Source organism: Shewanella sp. SM68 (assembly GCF_025653925.1).
In the GTDB taxonomy this organism is placed as follows: Bacteria; Pseudomonadota; Gammaproteobacteria; order Enterobacterales; family Shewanellaceae; genus Shewanella; species Shewanella oncorhynchi.
Window position 1 is genome coordinate 125,561 of sequence record NZ_JAKKRU010000009.1, and the last position, 13,216, is coordinate 138,776.

The window sequence follows — 13,216 nt, forward strand, 5'->3', positions numbered from 1 at the left end:
TGGCAATGACTCAAGAACTGATAACAAATAGCCAAGATATGAGAACTCAGCCACAGGCAGAAACAAACCCTATGCCAAAAAGTAATGTGTTAACCCGTATAGTCGATACCAAAGCGGCCCATATTGCCGCCCTGAAGCTGCGTTTCCCCGAGGCAAGCTTGTCGCCAAAAATCTCTGACCGCAGTTTATTTGCCGCACTCAAGGCGCCCAAAGCAGGTTACATTTTAGAATGTAAAAAAGCCAGCCCGTCCAAAGGGCTTATCCGCGATGTGTTTGATGTAGAAGCCATTGCCGATATTTACGGAAAATATGCGGCGGGCATTTCGGTATTAACCGACGAGCAGTTTTTCCAAGGGGATATGGACTATATCCCTAAGGTACGCGCTCGGGTGAACCAACCTATTCTGTGCAAAGATTTTTTTGTCGATGAATACCAAATTAAACTCGCCGCCCACCAAGGCGCCGATGCCATTCTGTTGATGCTATCCGTACTCGATGATGCGCAATATCACCGCCTAGCGAAAGAAGCCGCTCAGTATCAACTCGATGTGCTGACCGAAGTCAGTAACGAAGAAGAGCTTAAACGCGCCATCGCATTAGATGCGCCGATCATTGGCATTAATAACCGTAACTTAAGGGATTTGAGTACCGATCTCGCCACCACAGAAGCCTTAGCGCCACACATTAGCAGCGACCGCGTGGTTGTCAGCGAATCTGGCATCTACAACAATGAGCAAGTACGCCGCCTGAGTCCACTGGTCGATGGTTTCCTCGTCGGTAGTTCGATAATGGCCGAGGCTGATATCGACTTAGCCTGCCGTAAATTGATCTTCGGTCACAATAAAGTCTGCGGCCTCACCCGCATGGAAGATATTCGCGCCGCGGCAACGTCAGGCGCCGTCTATGCCGGGCTGATTTTTGCTGAAAAATCCCCGCGCGCGTTAACCCTTAACGCCGCTGAACAATTGCTCAGGGAATATCGCGCATCCGCGGCTCCCGCCATTGAATTCGTCGGTGTGTTTGTTAACGCAGCGCCAAGCACCATTACGGATACCGCAGCCAGTTTGCAGTTATCTGCCGTGCAGCTGCATGGCACGGAAACTGAACTTGAAATCGCAGAGCTCACTAAGCGACTTGAGCAAGCGGGACTCACCACTCAAATTTGGAAAGCCGTCAGCGTCGATGCGCAAACGGGTGAGCTTGGTAACTTACCTCAGGGAGCATCGCGATATCTGTTTGATAGTAAAACGGCAAACCAATTTGGCGGCTCGGGCCAAGCCTTTAATTGGCAAAATATTGATGTGAAGTCCTTAGGCCAGCAAAAGGCCCATGCCATGTTGGCGGGTGGACTCAACGCCGAGAATGCGGCCAGTGCCAATGCCCAAGGATTTTACGGTTTAGATTTTAATTCTGGCCTAGAAACCGCCGCAGGAATTAAATCGGCGCAACTGATCCAAACGGCTTTTGCCCATTTACGTCTCTAGCCTATCGCGCTAAGCAAGAAGCCCTAGATGCTGTTGGTGCAGGACAAGCGTGATGCTCAACAAACAATATGAACCTATTAATGCCAGTGGCCAAATAGATAACAACTCAGTTAACACTATTATGCGGTTAACCCCAAGACGCTATTAGCACCATCAAGCCACTGACAAACTGATTGATAAGATAAGGAAAAAGGTATGTCAAAGTTAAAGCTTAACCCTTATTTCGGCGAATACGGCGGCATGTATGTGCCACAGATTTTAGTGCCAGCCCTTAAGCAATTAGAAACTGCCTTTGTGGAAGCGCAGGAAGATGACGACTTTAAAGCCGAATTTACCGATTTACTGAAAAACTACGCGGGTCGCCCAACAGCACTCACCTTAACCCGCAATTTAAGCCCAAATCCTATGGTGAAAATCTACCTTAAACGGGAAGATTTACTCCACGGCGGCGCCCATAAAACCAACCAAGTGTTAGGCCAAGCCCTGCTTGCTAAACGCATGGGTAAAAAAGAAATTATTGCTGAAACCGGCGCTGGACAACACGGCGTTGCCACCGCCCTTGCCTGCGCGCTGTTAGGCTTAAAATGTAAAGTCTATATGGGTGCCAAAGACGTTGCGCGCCAATCACCTAACGTATTTAGAATGCGTTTGATGGGCGCGGAAGTGATCCCTGTCACCTCAGGTTCTGCCACCCTAAAAGATGCCTGTAACGAGGCGATGCGCGACTGGTCTGGCAGCTACGAAAAAGCCCACTATCTTCTGGGCACCGCTGCGGGGCCACATCCGTTCCCAACCATAGTGCGTGAATTCCAACGTATTATTGGCGAAGAAACCAAGAAGCAAATGCTGGAACGTGAAGGTCGCCTGCCCGATGCCGTTATCGCTTGTGTTGGCGGCGGTTCCAACGCTATCGGCATGTTTGCTGACTTTATCGACGAACCAAGTGTCGAATTGATTGGCGTCGAACCTGCGGGTAAAGGCATAGACACGCCAATGCACGGCGCGCCGCTTAAACACGGTAAGACTGGTATTTTCTTCGGCATGAAAGCGCCTTTGATGCAAGACTGCGAAGGGCAAATCGAAGAATCTTACTCGATTTCAGCCGGATTGGACTTCCCCTCCGTTGGCCCGCAGCACGCGCATCTTAATGCCACAGGCCGCGCCCGTTATGAATCGGCTACCGACGATGAAGCCTTAGAAGCCTTCCAACAACTGGCGCGCTGTGAAGGTATTATTCCCGCATTGGAATCGGCGCATGCTATCGCCTATGCCGTCAAAATGGCGCGCGAGTGCACCAAAGAAACCATTTTAGTGGTCAATCTTTCCGGTCGTGGCGACAAAGATATTTTCACCGTTTCTGACATTTTGAATGGTAAAGAGGAATAATAAACATGAGTGACACGTCTACCAACACTGGCCGTTACCAAGCCACCTTTGCCAGACTCAACGCCGAAGGCCGTGGCGCTTTTGTCCCCTTCGTCACCCTTGGTGATCCTAGCCCTGAGTTATCGCTAAAAATTATCGATACCTTAGTGCAAAACGGCGCCGATGCCTTAGAACTGGGCTTTCCGTTTTCCGATCCCTTGGCCGATGGCCCAGTGATCCAAGGCGCTAACCTGCGTTCTTTAGCCGCTGGCACAACTCCAACGGCGTGTTTTGAATTACTGGCGCAAGTGCGCGCTAAATATCCTGAACTTCCAATCGGTTTACTGCTGTATGCGAACTTGGTGTTTGCTAACGGCATAGATGCGTTTTACGCCAAAGCGCAGCAAGCGGGTGTGGATTCAGTACTTATCGCCGATGTTCCAGTGGAAGAATCAGCGCCCTTTAGCGAAGCCGCTAAAGCCCATGGTATTGCGCCGATTTTTATCGCGCCGCCCAATGCTGACAGTGAAACCCTAGAGCAAGTGAGTAAAAGTGGTGAAGGTTACACCTATCTCTTATCCCGCGCAGGAGTCACAGGCACAGACACGAAAGCTGGCGTGCCGGTAGAGGAAATTTTATCTAAATTAAAAGCCTTTAACGCCCCGCCACCGCTCCTCGGTTTTGGTATTGCCGAGCCTTCACAGGTAAGCGCCGCCATCAAAGCGGGCGCTGCGGGGGCGATTTCTGGCTCTGCCGTAGTAAAAATCATCGAAACCCACCAGCACGATGAAGTTAAGCTACTTGCAACGCTTGGGGAATTTACTCGCACAATGAAGGCTGCAACCTAAGCGAGTCTTGATTTAAATAATCCAATATAAATCAAGAATTCAATTACAAATAAAATAAGTGAGGTAGACTCGTCGCCTCGCTTATTTTGTTTATATTTACCAAGCTCTATGTTTACTCAGCCTTTATCTCCCTCAAACACAATCTATCAAGGCAATACTGACACTCACCCAGTACTACACTGACAGCGTATTTATTTAGTCACAGTTCCTCGATAGAATGCCCTATCGAAGAAAAACGGACTTTTTATGCAGTATCGGATCTATATTCTCGAATTAACGCCTTGGGGCTGTGGTTTTGAAGGTGAAGTTGCAGGTAAATGCGATAATGGTGCGCCAATTTGGTTTTACTACCAAGGTAGCGATCAGCAGGCCGAAATTCGCTTTCCGGTTAACCAATGGGTCACAGTTGAATTGCTTGGCCGATTAGCAAGTGCCAGTCTTCAAGCTGATATGATTAAACAAACGCCACACCAGCATCTGAAATTCCCGTTGCATAACTGTCACTTTGAAGCTTCGGGACAAATCATCGACATCAGCCAAACACCCGAAGATACAATTTACCTGTTGCAATCAAATCTACCGCTCCCCTTTGATAATGAACTTGGGAAATCCCCTATCTCGCTAGGCCATTGGGTTAATGTAACAGGCGAGCTTTGGGTAACAAATTGGATGAATTAAGTCGATAAAAAAAGGTATAGTGCTAGCCTGTAACAAATCATTCGCCTGATACATATCCATTAGAGGATCCGATGACCATTTCTAAATCTTTACCCGATAACAAACCTCGTACTTTTTTGGGAACACCCAAATTACCGGCCAAGTATGCCACTGTGGTGATGCCATTTTTTCTCTCTATTCTCATGAGTTGTATCGTTTCTGGGATCAGCACTTTCAATGGCGTTGGCGCTTCACCGCAATTTCTCGAACTCTGGCTCGGCGCTTGGCTAATCTCATGGGTTGTCGCCTTTCCTACACTGCTGATGGTGTTGCCTTTGGTGCGTAAAATCACAGCTCATTTTGTCGATTTACGCTAGTTTTACGACTTAATCTTCCGATTTAACTATTTTATTTCAAAGCCGTTTTAGGACGGCTTTATCTTGAACTCCTTCTCTTATGCGTACAGCGACTAAAAATTACATCGATAATTGCTCGATCTGTTACCCTGCCCATATTCACTTAAACTAAAACAGTACGACCTACACCATACCAATCGTATTAAATCAAAGCGCTCATTGAGCCTCCTGTCCACGCTTTACAATGGATTTACACTGACCGTTTAGCGGCACCTATGTTTATTGTATAAGGATGACATGACTCCCACCTAAATCAATTTTTCTCTGTTCTCGAACCAACTCAAGCATTAATGTAAACCACTGTATTTATATCTTTTATAAAAATAGAGATCGTAAAATCCTAAATGATATATCCCCAAAACGCTGCCTAATTATCACCCCTTTATCACTTACTTATTTGTACTATTAACCGTATCCGCCCCCCTTATTTATCGGTTAAAAGTATTAACCTACAGCCCCACCCAAATGAGAATGTTTTGCATTTGAATATTTTCACATGCTAATTTACCTACCGTTGTCGGGACAGAGACAGCAGGAAATGGCCTAAGGACTGAGCTAAAAATAGCGAGTTGAGCAACGCAAGATAAATAGCCAAACAGTCTATTTTGATAACCGCATTCACTTTGGTTTGCGTCCTTAGGTAACTGATTACTGGATCGGCAACACGCAGTAGCATGTTGCCAAGGAGGCGTAAGTGAGTACACAGCAAAGGGAAATGGATCGCGAAATCTTTGATCTACTTGGCATAGGCATTGGCCCATTCAATCTTGGCCTCGCCGCCTTATCAGAACCTATTGACGGCTTTAACTGCTTATTTTTAGATGCTAAAACCAGTTTTGACTGGCATCCAGGCATGCTACTCAAATCCTCAAGATTGCAAACACCCTTTATGTCGGATCTGGTGACTATGGCCGATCCCACCAGCCGCTACAGTTACCTTAATTTTGCCAAGCAAACGGGCAGGCTTTATCCCTTTTATATTCGTGAGAATTTCTTTTTACCTCGCCACGAATACAACTTGTATTGCCAATGGGTGAGCCAACAACTCAGCAACCTTAAATTTGGTTTTAAGGTCACTCAAGTGGATTACAACGCAGGTGAAAGTATTTATCGAGTTACAGGTTTTGATAGGCGCAGTGGTAAAACCCATACCTATCAATCCCGAAAGCTAGTGCTAGGCACTGGCACTGAACCTTATCTACCAAAGGATTGCCCAATCCAAGATGCACGGGTCATGCATACCGCCAGTTATATGCAGCAAAAAACCTACCTGCAGAGTCAGAGTGCCATCACAGTAATTGGCAGTGGCCAGAGTGCGGCGGAAGTGTTTTACGATCTACTGCAAGATATTGATACCTATGGTTATCAACTCAATTGGATGACACGATCAGCGCGTTTTTATCCCTTGGAATATACCAAGCTTACTTTAGAGATGACCTCGCCAGATTATGTCGATTACTTCCACGAGTTGACCCCTAATCAAAGATGCTCACTGATCGCCAGCCAGAAACAGCTCTACAAAGGGATAAATTCTGAGCTGATAAACGACATTTACGATTTGTTATATCAAAAGCGCCTATTGGCCGATTTTCAATGCCGACTGATGACGAATGCGGCGCTGACTCATATCGAGCCCCAAGCTAATATGCTCAAGTTGCATTTCCACCACAATGAAAAAAATCACACCTTTGAGCAAGAAACGGGCGCCATTATTTTAGGCACAGGTTACCACTATCGTTTACCCGAGTTTATCAGTGGTATTAAGCAACAAGTCGAATTCGATGACGCCGGACAACTTAGCGTGCAGCGTGATTACAGCATAGATATTCGAGGGGATATTTTTGTCCAGAATGTCGGTTTGCATACCCATGGGATAAGCTCTCCAGATCTGGGTATGGGCTGTTATCGCAACGGCACCATCTTAAAAGCCGTGCTCGGTTATGCGCCCTACCACATTGAGGAACATATCGCGTTTCAAACCTTCGATCCGGCCAAACTTGCCAGTCATCAGCCCTGCGGCGCCAATGCAATTAACACGCTGGATCTTAATCCTAGACATTTTCCTAAGGCGCCGCACAGAAAAACTCAAGTTGATGCGCCACAAACTATCCCTCCAACCAAGATTCCAAATTCTGGCGCAAGTTCAACCGTGAGTTCAGGCGCGGGAACCAATATGCCGGTCTTAATGGCGCCGAACCAGGAGGCATAATAATGGCAAGCCAATTTAGCAACCATTGTTTAACGCGGCTATGTTTAACACAGCTATCGGCTATTACAAGCATCAATGGTTTCCAGTTCAGAGCGTTAGATCTTACACAAGACATTCCAACACTACAGTCTTGGTTTAACCAAGATTACGCCAAGTTTTGGGGTATGCAGGGCTTGAACCTTGATGCCATAAAAAATCTGTTAGCAACAACAGAACACAAGTTTGCCTTGATAGGTGAATGGCAGGCCAAAGCGCTATTTATGGTGGAACTCTACGATCCCGTCCACGATGAAGTCGGTCAGCACTATCGTGTTGCGCCGGGTGATTGTGGTATGCATCTGATTATCGCGCCGCCAGATGGCAAACCCGTCAGCGGCTTATCCTTAAAGGTGATGGATGCGATAGCGCAGCTCGTGCTTGAAAAACTAGCCTTTAATCGCCTCGTGGTTGAACCTGATCAACTCAATAGCAAAATTCATCGCTTAAATAGCCTGATAGGCATTCGCTATGAAAAAGCGATTCAATTAAGCACTAAAGCTGCTTTCCTCGGATTTTGCACTGCGGCCCAGCGCCTTCGACCATCGAGCACGCCCTCTTTAACGAGCCTAGCCCAAACAACCTCAGCCCTGCCAAGCTCAGATCAGTCAACATCTGCTCTGCCAAACTTAGCAGAACAATACTTAGCAGAACAATACTTAGCAAGCCCAACACTAGCAAAGCCAAGCTCGCACGCGGCATCTGCAACCTCTCCCATGACATTATCGACTCTTCAGGTGAATTAGATGAACTTACCCACAAAAGCCTTATTAATGAACCCATTGCCAACGCAAGATCATCATGTTCAAGCAGTACATGCTCAACAAAGCCCGGCGCTATCGACAACATCGACTTCTATGCCGGAGCATTTGACTCCCGCCTATTGGCAAGCGGCTAATCGTCATTTAGTGAAGAAAATCCTCTGCGAATTCACCCACGAGAAGCTCATTACGCCGACCCTGTACGGGCAAAAAGCGGGGCTCAATCACTATGAACTGCGGCTCAAAGACAGCACTTATTATTTTAGTGCGCGGCACTATCAGCTCGATCATCTTGCTATCGATGCTGATTCCATCCGCGTTTCACTTGCAGGACAAGAGCAAATCCTTGATGCGATGTCGCTGATCATTTCCCTTAAAAATGACTTAGGGATCAGCGAAACCTTACTACCAACCTATTTAGAAGAAATCACCAGCACCCTTTACAGCAAGGCGTACAAGTTAGCGCATCAGGCGATCCCCGCCGCCACGCTGGCGCGAGCTGATTATCAGAGCATAGAAGCGGGTATGACAGAAGGCCATCCGGTGTTTATTGCCAATAATGGCCGGATTGGTTTTGATATGCAGGATTACCGTCAATTTGCCCCTGAAAGCGCGATGCCGATGCAGTTAGTCTGGCTTGGAGTCCGCAAAAACAAAACCACGTTTGCCGCCCTCGAAAACTTGAGTCACGACGCATTACTCAAGGAAGAGCTTGGCCAGCAGTTCACTGACTTCCAACAACGTCTTAAAACCCAGCAGCATGATCCACAGGACTTCTACTTTATGCCTGTGCACCCTTGGCAGTGGCGTGAAAAAATCGCCCGCGTCTTTGCCGGCGATATAGCCCGTGGCGATCTAGTTTATCTTGGTGAAGGCAATGAGCAATATCAAGTGCAGCAATCGATACGCACTTTTTTCAATCTTGCATCACCGCAAAAGTGCTATGTCAAAACCGCGCTGTCTATCCTAAATATGGGCTTTATGCGTGGTCTATCGCCTCTTTACATGAGCTGCACACCGCAAATTAATGCGTGGGTTGCAAACTTGGTTGAAAACGATCCTTACTTTGCCCAACAAGGCTTTGTAATCCTTAAGGAAATTGCCGCCATAGGTTACCACCACCATTATTACGAGCAGGCGCTCACTCAAGATAGCGCCTACAAAAAAATGCTCTCTGCCCTGTGGCGCGAAAGCCCACTGCCACACATTGAGCCTAAACAAAATCTGATGACCATGGCTGCGCTACTGCATACGGATCATGAAGATAAGGCCCTTATTGCAGCCTTGATAGCCGCCTCAGGCTTACCAGCAAAGGATTGGGTCAGTCGCTACTTAAACCTGTATTTATCGCCGCTGTTACATGCCTTTTTTGCCTACGATCTGGTCTTTATGCCGCACGGGGAAAACCTGATCTTAGTGCTCGATGAATACGTGCCAGTCAAGATTTTAATGAAAGACATAGGTGAAGAAGTCGCGGTACTCAATGGCGCGAAGCCGCTACCTGATGATGTAAAACGCCTTGCGGTGAGCCTTGAAGAAGAGATGAAGCTTAACTACATCTTACTGGATATTTTTGACTGTATTTTCCGCTATTTAGCACCGCTGCTTGATGAGCAAACCAGTGTCAGTGAAAGCCAATTCTGGGAGTTAGTGGCGGACAATGTACGTGATTACCAAGCCCAGCATCCACATTTGGCCGACAAGTTTGCCCAATACGATCTGTTTAAGGACAGCTTTGTACGCACGTGCCTCAATCGTATCCAATTGAATAATAACCAGCAAATGATAGACCTCGCCGACAGGGAGAAAAACCTGCGTTTCGCCGGCGGCATCGACAATCCCTTGGCGGCCTTTAGACAAAGCCATGCCTTTAAGCGCCCTATGCTTAGCAGCGCTGAGCAAAGGACACGTTAACACACCACAAAGTGGATAACCCCGAAACTTTAGCATGGGCCAATGTTGGCCCAGCTTGTTTAACCCCCAACCTAAACGGAATTAAAGATCAACATTATGAAGACTTTTCCTCTCTCCAGCATCGCACTCGTCTGTCGGCAAGCCCTCGTTAACCCGAAGCTATTGCTGTGCTCAGCCATGTTAGCTACGGTTCCCCATGCCACAGCTGACACTGTCGATGCGGATAGTAAGACTAAAAAGCACCAGAAAGAAATTGAAGTCATCAATGTCATTGGCGCTAAGGACTTACACGACAACCGTTATAAAACCCAAGCGATGAACACGGCAACTGGGCTCGATTTATCCTATCTAGAAACGCCGCAATCGGTCACGTCTATCACCCGCCAAATGATGAACGATCAACAGCTTAATAGTGTCATTGATGCCATGACCAGCGTTGCGGGGATCAATGCCCGCCCAATGGATAACGACAGATACAGTATTAGTGCCCGCGGCATTGCCGTGAGCAGCATTTTGTACGATGGCGTGCCAACCACCTACGATACCCGCTTCAACTATGGCGATAATCTGATCGACACCGCCATCTACGAGCGAGTAGAAGTGGTACGCGGCGCGACTGGCCTCATGACGGGAGCCGGTAATCCCTCGGCGGCCATTAACCTTATCCGTAAACGCCCAACTCAAGAGTTTATGGGCAACACCTCGTTAAGTGTGGGCTCATGGAATAATGTGCGTGGTATGGTCGATGTTTCCAGCGGCTTAAATGACTCGGGTTCTGTGCGCGGTCGCGTGGTGGCCGCCTATCAGGATAAAGATTCATTCCAAGACAGGTACGAGCAGCAGCGCACAACGCTATACGGCATAGTCGAAACCGATATTGGCGATAGCACCTTATTCACCCTTGGTGTCGATTACCAAGATGCTACGCCGAGCGGCACTATGTCGGGCGGTTTACCGCTATTTTACAGCGATGGCAGTCGCACTAATTATGATCGTGCCACTTCAACGGCGCCCGATTGGGGCTCGGCGCATACCCAAGGCCTCAACACCTTTGCGAGTCTCGAACACAGATTAGATAATGGTTGGAACCTAAAAGGGACTTACACCTATGGCGATAACTCATTGGAGTTCGATGTGCTATGGGCCATGGGCTATCCCGATCCTGTAACCAATGTCGGCGCAAAGGCTGGGTCTATCGCCTATGTCGACGGCAGTCGCACCCAACACAATGTGGATTTGCGCGCCGAAGGACAATACCAACTCTTTGGATTAGAACATCAATTGATGTTTGGCTGGAATGGCCAACGCCAAGAGTTCGCCAATCCCTATTATTACCCCACGGCTGCAGTACCGCTTTTAGGGGATTTTCGCGATCCGAACTTCCAATATCCAAAACCTCAATGGAAGGAAACTTATACCACGGGTTCATTTGGCGAAACCAAACAGAGTGCAGCCTATGTAGCAACTCAGCTTAATCTCAGCGACGCGTTAGCTGTCCTCGTCGGATTACGCCTCAATGAGTGGGAAACCGACCAAGATAATTTTGGCAGCCGTTACGATTTCAACATCAGCAACGAACTCACCACTTACTTCGGCCTCACCTACGCCCTGACCGAGCAATATTCGCTCTATGCCAGTTATACGGATATTTTTGCACCGCAAACTAAGCAAAAAATCGATAAAAGCTATCTAGATCCGGTCAAAGGGAAAAACTACGAAGGCGGGATTAAGGCGAGCCTGTTCGATGAGGCTTTAGATATGTCGCTGTCGGTGTTTGAGATCAGACAAGACAATGTCGGAGTCAGCACTGGCGATGTGATCCCAGGAACAACAACGCAAGTGTATGAAGGCGTAAACGGTACAAAAACACAGGGATTCGAATTTGAATCAACGGGTAAAATCACTGATGACTGGAATCTTTACTTAGGTTACACCCAGTTCACTAGCGAAGATCCTGAAGGCAAACGTATCAGTACCACGTCACCACGTCAGCAGTTAAAACTCTTCACCACTTATACCTTTGGCGGTGATTGGCATAAATTGCAAATAGGTGCGGGGGTTAACTGGCAGAGCCGCGTCTACCAAACAGTTAATTCGCCACTTGGCAAAGTCGAAGTCGAGCAAGGCTCTTACGCGCTAGCGAGTCTAATGGCGAGTTACGCCTTCACCGAGCAACTTAAGCTCAGCGCAAACCTGCACAACGCCTTAGATAAAAGCTACTACAGCCAAGTCGGTCAATATAGTCAATTCCAATACGGTACGCCGCGAAGTGCCAGCTTAACCTTGGACTATCGCTTCTAAGTCAGATTTATATTGAGATCGTTCGAAAAACCTTGTGAGCCCAAATCTTGGGCTCGCAAGGTAATCATTTACATGGACTTATCGATAACAGTGGGAATCAATCACAACCCTATAAGGAGTGACAATGGCAAGCCAACGGAGAGACACCAGACTGCAAACATTGTGCGATATAGCGCCAAGCCACAACGCGTTGAATCAAAATATTTTGTCACTCAATCAGCTGTTACATCAACGGGCACCCTTCTATGGCGAGCACCTTAGCGCAACGCAGTCCCCTAGTGGGCTCAGTTTTAATGAATGGAGCTGCGCCGATACTTATCAAAAACTCATTGCACGTTTTGCCATCGCACACCCTAGCGCAGAAACTCAGAGTGAAACTGAAGCTGTAACTGAAGATGAAACCGAAACTGATAAAACAACTGCAAACAGCCGAGCGCCCGCTTTCGCCAGTAAAAGCGCTTTGGTCAGTAAAAACGCTGAGGCCAGTATAAAAGACACTCGCAAAGCGCTGCATTCACTTTGGGGTCAATGGTATTTTGGCCTTTTAGTTCCGCCTGTGATGGAGTGGATTTTTAACGCCCCAAAAGCCGATTTCGAGCCTATTCACTGGCAGCCACAGTCCGTTTTTATGCAGATACACGCCAGTGGCCGAGTGGCAAAATTTGAATTTAAAATAACAAAGCAACAGCCAAATACCGCTTTGACCTTTAAAAAATACCACGGCATCGAGCTACTTTCCCAAACAAACACTAAGCCAAGCTTCAGGACAGACACTAAGGTACACTCGTCATTAACTTCATATAAGCCGCCAGTTGATAAAGAACTCGCCCTACAAGGCCTTATCTTAAACTTACTGCAACCGAGTGTTGAGCGCCTACTCACTTTGAGCCCCGTGCCCGCTAAATTATATTGGAGTCACTTAGGCTATCTGATCCACTGGTATCTAGGAGAGTTGGGATTATCTCAGCAACAAAATCAGCAACTTAAGCAAGCTCTGTTTCGCAGAGCGACCTTTTTTGATGGCACCCAAAATCCACTGTATAACAGCATCAATTTGATTGTTGAACCCAAAGAAGGTAGCACAAACATCCAATGCATTCGCCGTGCTTGCTGCCTAAGGTATCAACTCGCCAACACTGGCCAATGCCACGATTGCCCACTACTAAGTCGTCCTAACGCTAAGACAAACGCAACCAAACAGGCACAAGTCTAACTTGCCCATTAA

The 13,216-nt window shown here is 47.4% G+C and carries 10 protein-coding genes; all 10 read left to right on the forward strand.

Translation table 11 applies throughout. The annotated features are described in order from the left end of the window. Positions 1 to 5: 5 nt before the first annotated feature. The 10 genes from trpCF (at position 6) to fhuF (ending at position 13,204) form a co-directional block, all read left to right on the forward strand. Complete coding sequence (gene trpCF / locus L5M40_RS15365; protein WP_263173848.1) at positions 6 to 1,484, forward strand: bifunctional indole-3-glycerol-phosphate synthase TrpC/phosphoribosylanthranilate isomerase TrpF; 1,479 nt, start codon at positions 6 to 8, stop codon at positions 1,482 to 1,484. A 195-nt stretch (positions 1,485 to 1,679) separates the two neighbouring features. Beyond that, positions 1,680 to 2,870: a tryptophan synthase subunit beta gene (gene trpB, locus L5M40_RS15370; protein ID WP_263173846.1), complete on the forward strand. Its 1,191-nt coding sequence runs from the start codon at positions 1,680 to 1,682 to the stop codon at positions 2,868 to 2,870. Positions 2,871 to 2,875: 5 nt separating this feature from the next. Further along, a complete protein-coding gene (trpA, locus tag L5M40_RS15375; protein WP_219251499.1) occupies positions 2,876 to 3,697 on the forward strand; it encodes a tryptophan synthase subunit alpha in 822 nt (273 codons plus the stop codon). Positions 3,698 to 3,943: 246 nt separating this feature from the next. Continuing rightward, a complete protein-coding gene (locus L5M40_RS15380) occupies positions 3,944 to 4,375 on the forward strand; it encodes a glycerate kinase (RefSeq protein WP_105252115.1) in 432 nt (143 codons plus the stop codon). A 71-nt stretch (positions 4,376 to 4,446) separates the two neighbouring features. Further along, positions 4,447 to 4,731, forward strand: a complete 285-nt coding sequence (locus L5M40_RS15385; RefSeq protein ID WP_028761002.1) for a DUF2798 domain-containing protein — start codon at positions 4,447 to 4,449, stop codon at positions 4,729 to 4,731. Between the two features lie 733 nt (positions 4,732 to 5,464). Continuing rightward, the gene (locus L5M40_RS15390; RefSeq protein WP_263175597.1) at positions 5,465 to 6,979 is read left to right on the forward strand and encodes a lysine N(6)-hydroxylase/L-ornithine N(5)-oxygenase family protein; all 1,515 of its coding nucleotides are present in this window, start codon (positions 5,465 to 5,467) and stop codon (positions 6,977 to 6,979) included. Positions 6,980 to 6,981: 2 nt separating this feature from the next. Continuing rightward, a complete protein-coding gene (locus tag L5M40_RS15395; RefSeq protein WP_263175598.1) occupies positions 6,982 to 7,761 on the forward strand; it encodes a GNAT family N-acetyltransferase in 780 nt (259 codons plus the stop codon). After that, positions 7,762 to 9,690 (forward strand): IucA/IucC family protein, encoded by a 1,929-nt coding sequence (locus L5M40_RS15400; protein ID WP_263175599.1) that lies wholly within the window; start codon positions 7,762 to 7,764, stop codon positions 9,688 to 9,690. 96 nt (positions 9,691 to 9,786) lie between these two features. Beyond that, positions 9,787 to 11,991: a TonB-dependent siderophore receptor gene (locus L5M40_RS15405; protein ID WP_263175600.1), complete on the forward strand. Its 2,205-nt coding sequence runs from the start codon at positions 9,787 to 9,789 to the stop codon at positions 11,989 to 11,991. A 124-nt stretch (positions 11,992 to 12,115) separates the two neighbouring features. After that, positions 12,116 to 13,204 carry a siderophore-iron reductase FhuF gene (fhuF, locus tag L5M40_RS15410; protein WP_263175601.1) on the forward strand — a complete coding sequence of 363 codons (1,089 nt, stop codon included), beginning with the start codon at positions 12,116 to 12,118 and terminating at the stop codon, positions 13,202 to 13,204. The last annotated feature ends 12 nt before the right edge of the window (positions 13,205 to 13,216 follow it).

Bases quoted from the DNA above. Each gene is read 5' to 3' on its own strand.
- trpCF (WP_263173848.1), top strand. From the start codon at position 6: ATGACTCAAGAACTGATAACAAATAGCCAAGATATGAGAACTCAGCCA.
- trpB (WP_263173846.1), top strand. From the start codon at position 1,680: ATGTCAAAGTTAAAGCTTAACCCTTATTTCGGCGAATACGGCGGCATG.
- trpA (WP_219251499.1), top strand. From the start codon at position 2,876: ATGAGTGACACGTCTACCAACACTGGCCGTTACCAAGCCACCTTTGCC.
- L5M40_RS15380 (WP_105252115.1), top strand. From the start codon at position 3,944: ATGCAGTATCGGATCTATATTCTCGAATTAACGCCTTGGGGCTGTGGT.
- L5M40_RS15385 (WP_028761002.1), top strand. From the start codon at position 4,447: ATGACCATTTCTAAATCTTTACCCGATAACAAACCTCGTACTTTTTTG.
- L5M40_RS15395 (WP_263175598.1), top strand. From the start codon at position 6,982: ATGGCAAGCCAATTTAGCAACCATTGTTTAACGCGGCTATGTTTAACA.
- L5M40_RS15400 (WP_263175599.1), top strand. From the start codon at position 7,762: ATGAACTTACCCACAAAAGCCTTATTAATGAACCCATTGCCAACGCAA.
- L5M40_RS15405 (WP_263175600.1), top strand. From the start codon at position 9,787: ATGAAGACTTTTCCTCTCTCCAGCATCGCACTCGTCTGTCGGCAAGCC.
- fhuF (WP_263175601.1), top strand. From the start codon at position 12,116: ATGGCAAGCCAACGGAGAGACACCAGACTGCAAACATTGTGCGATATA.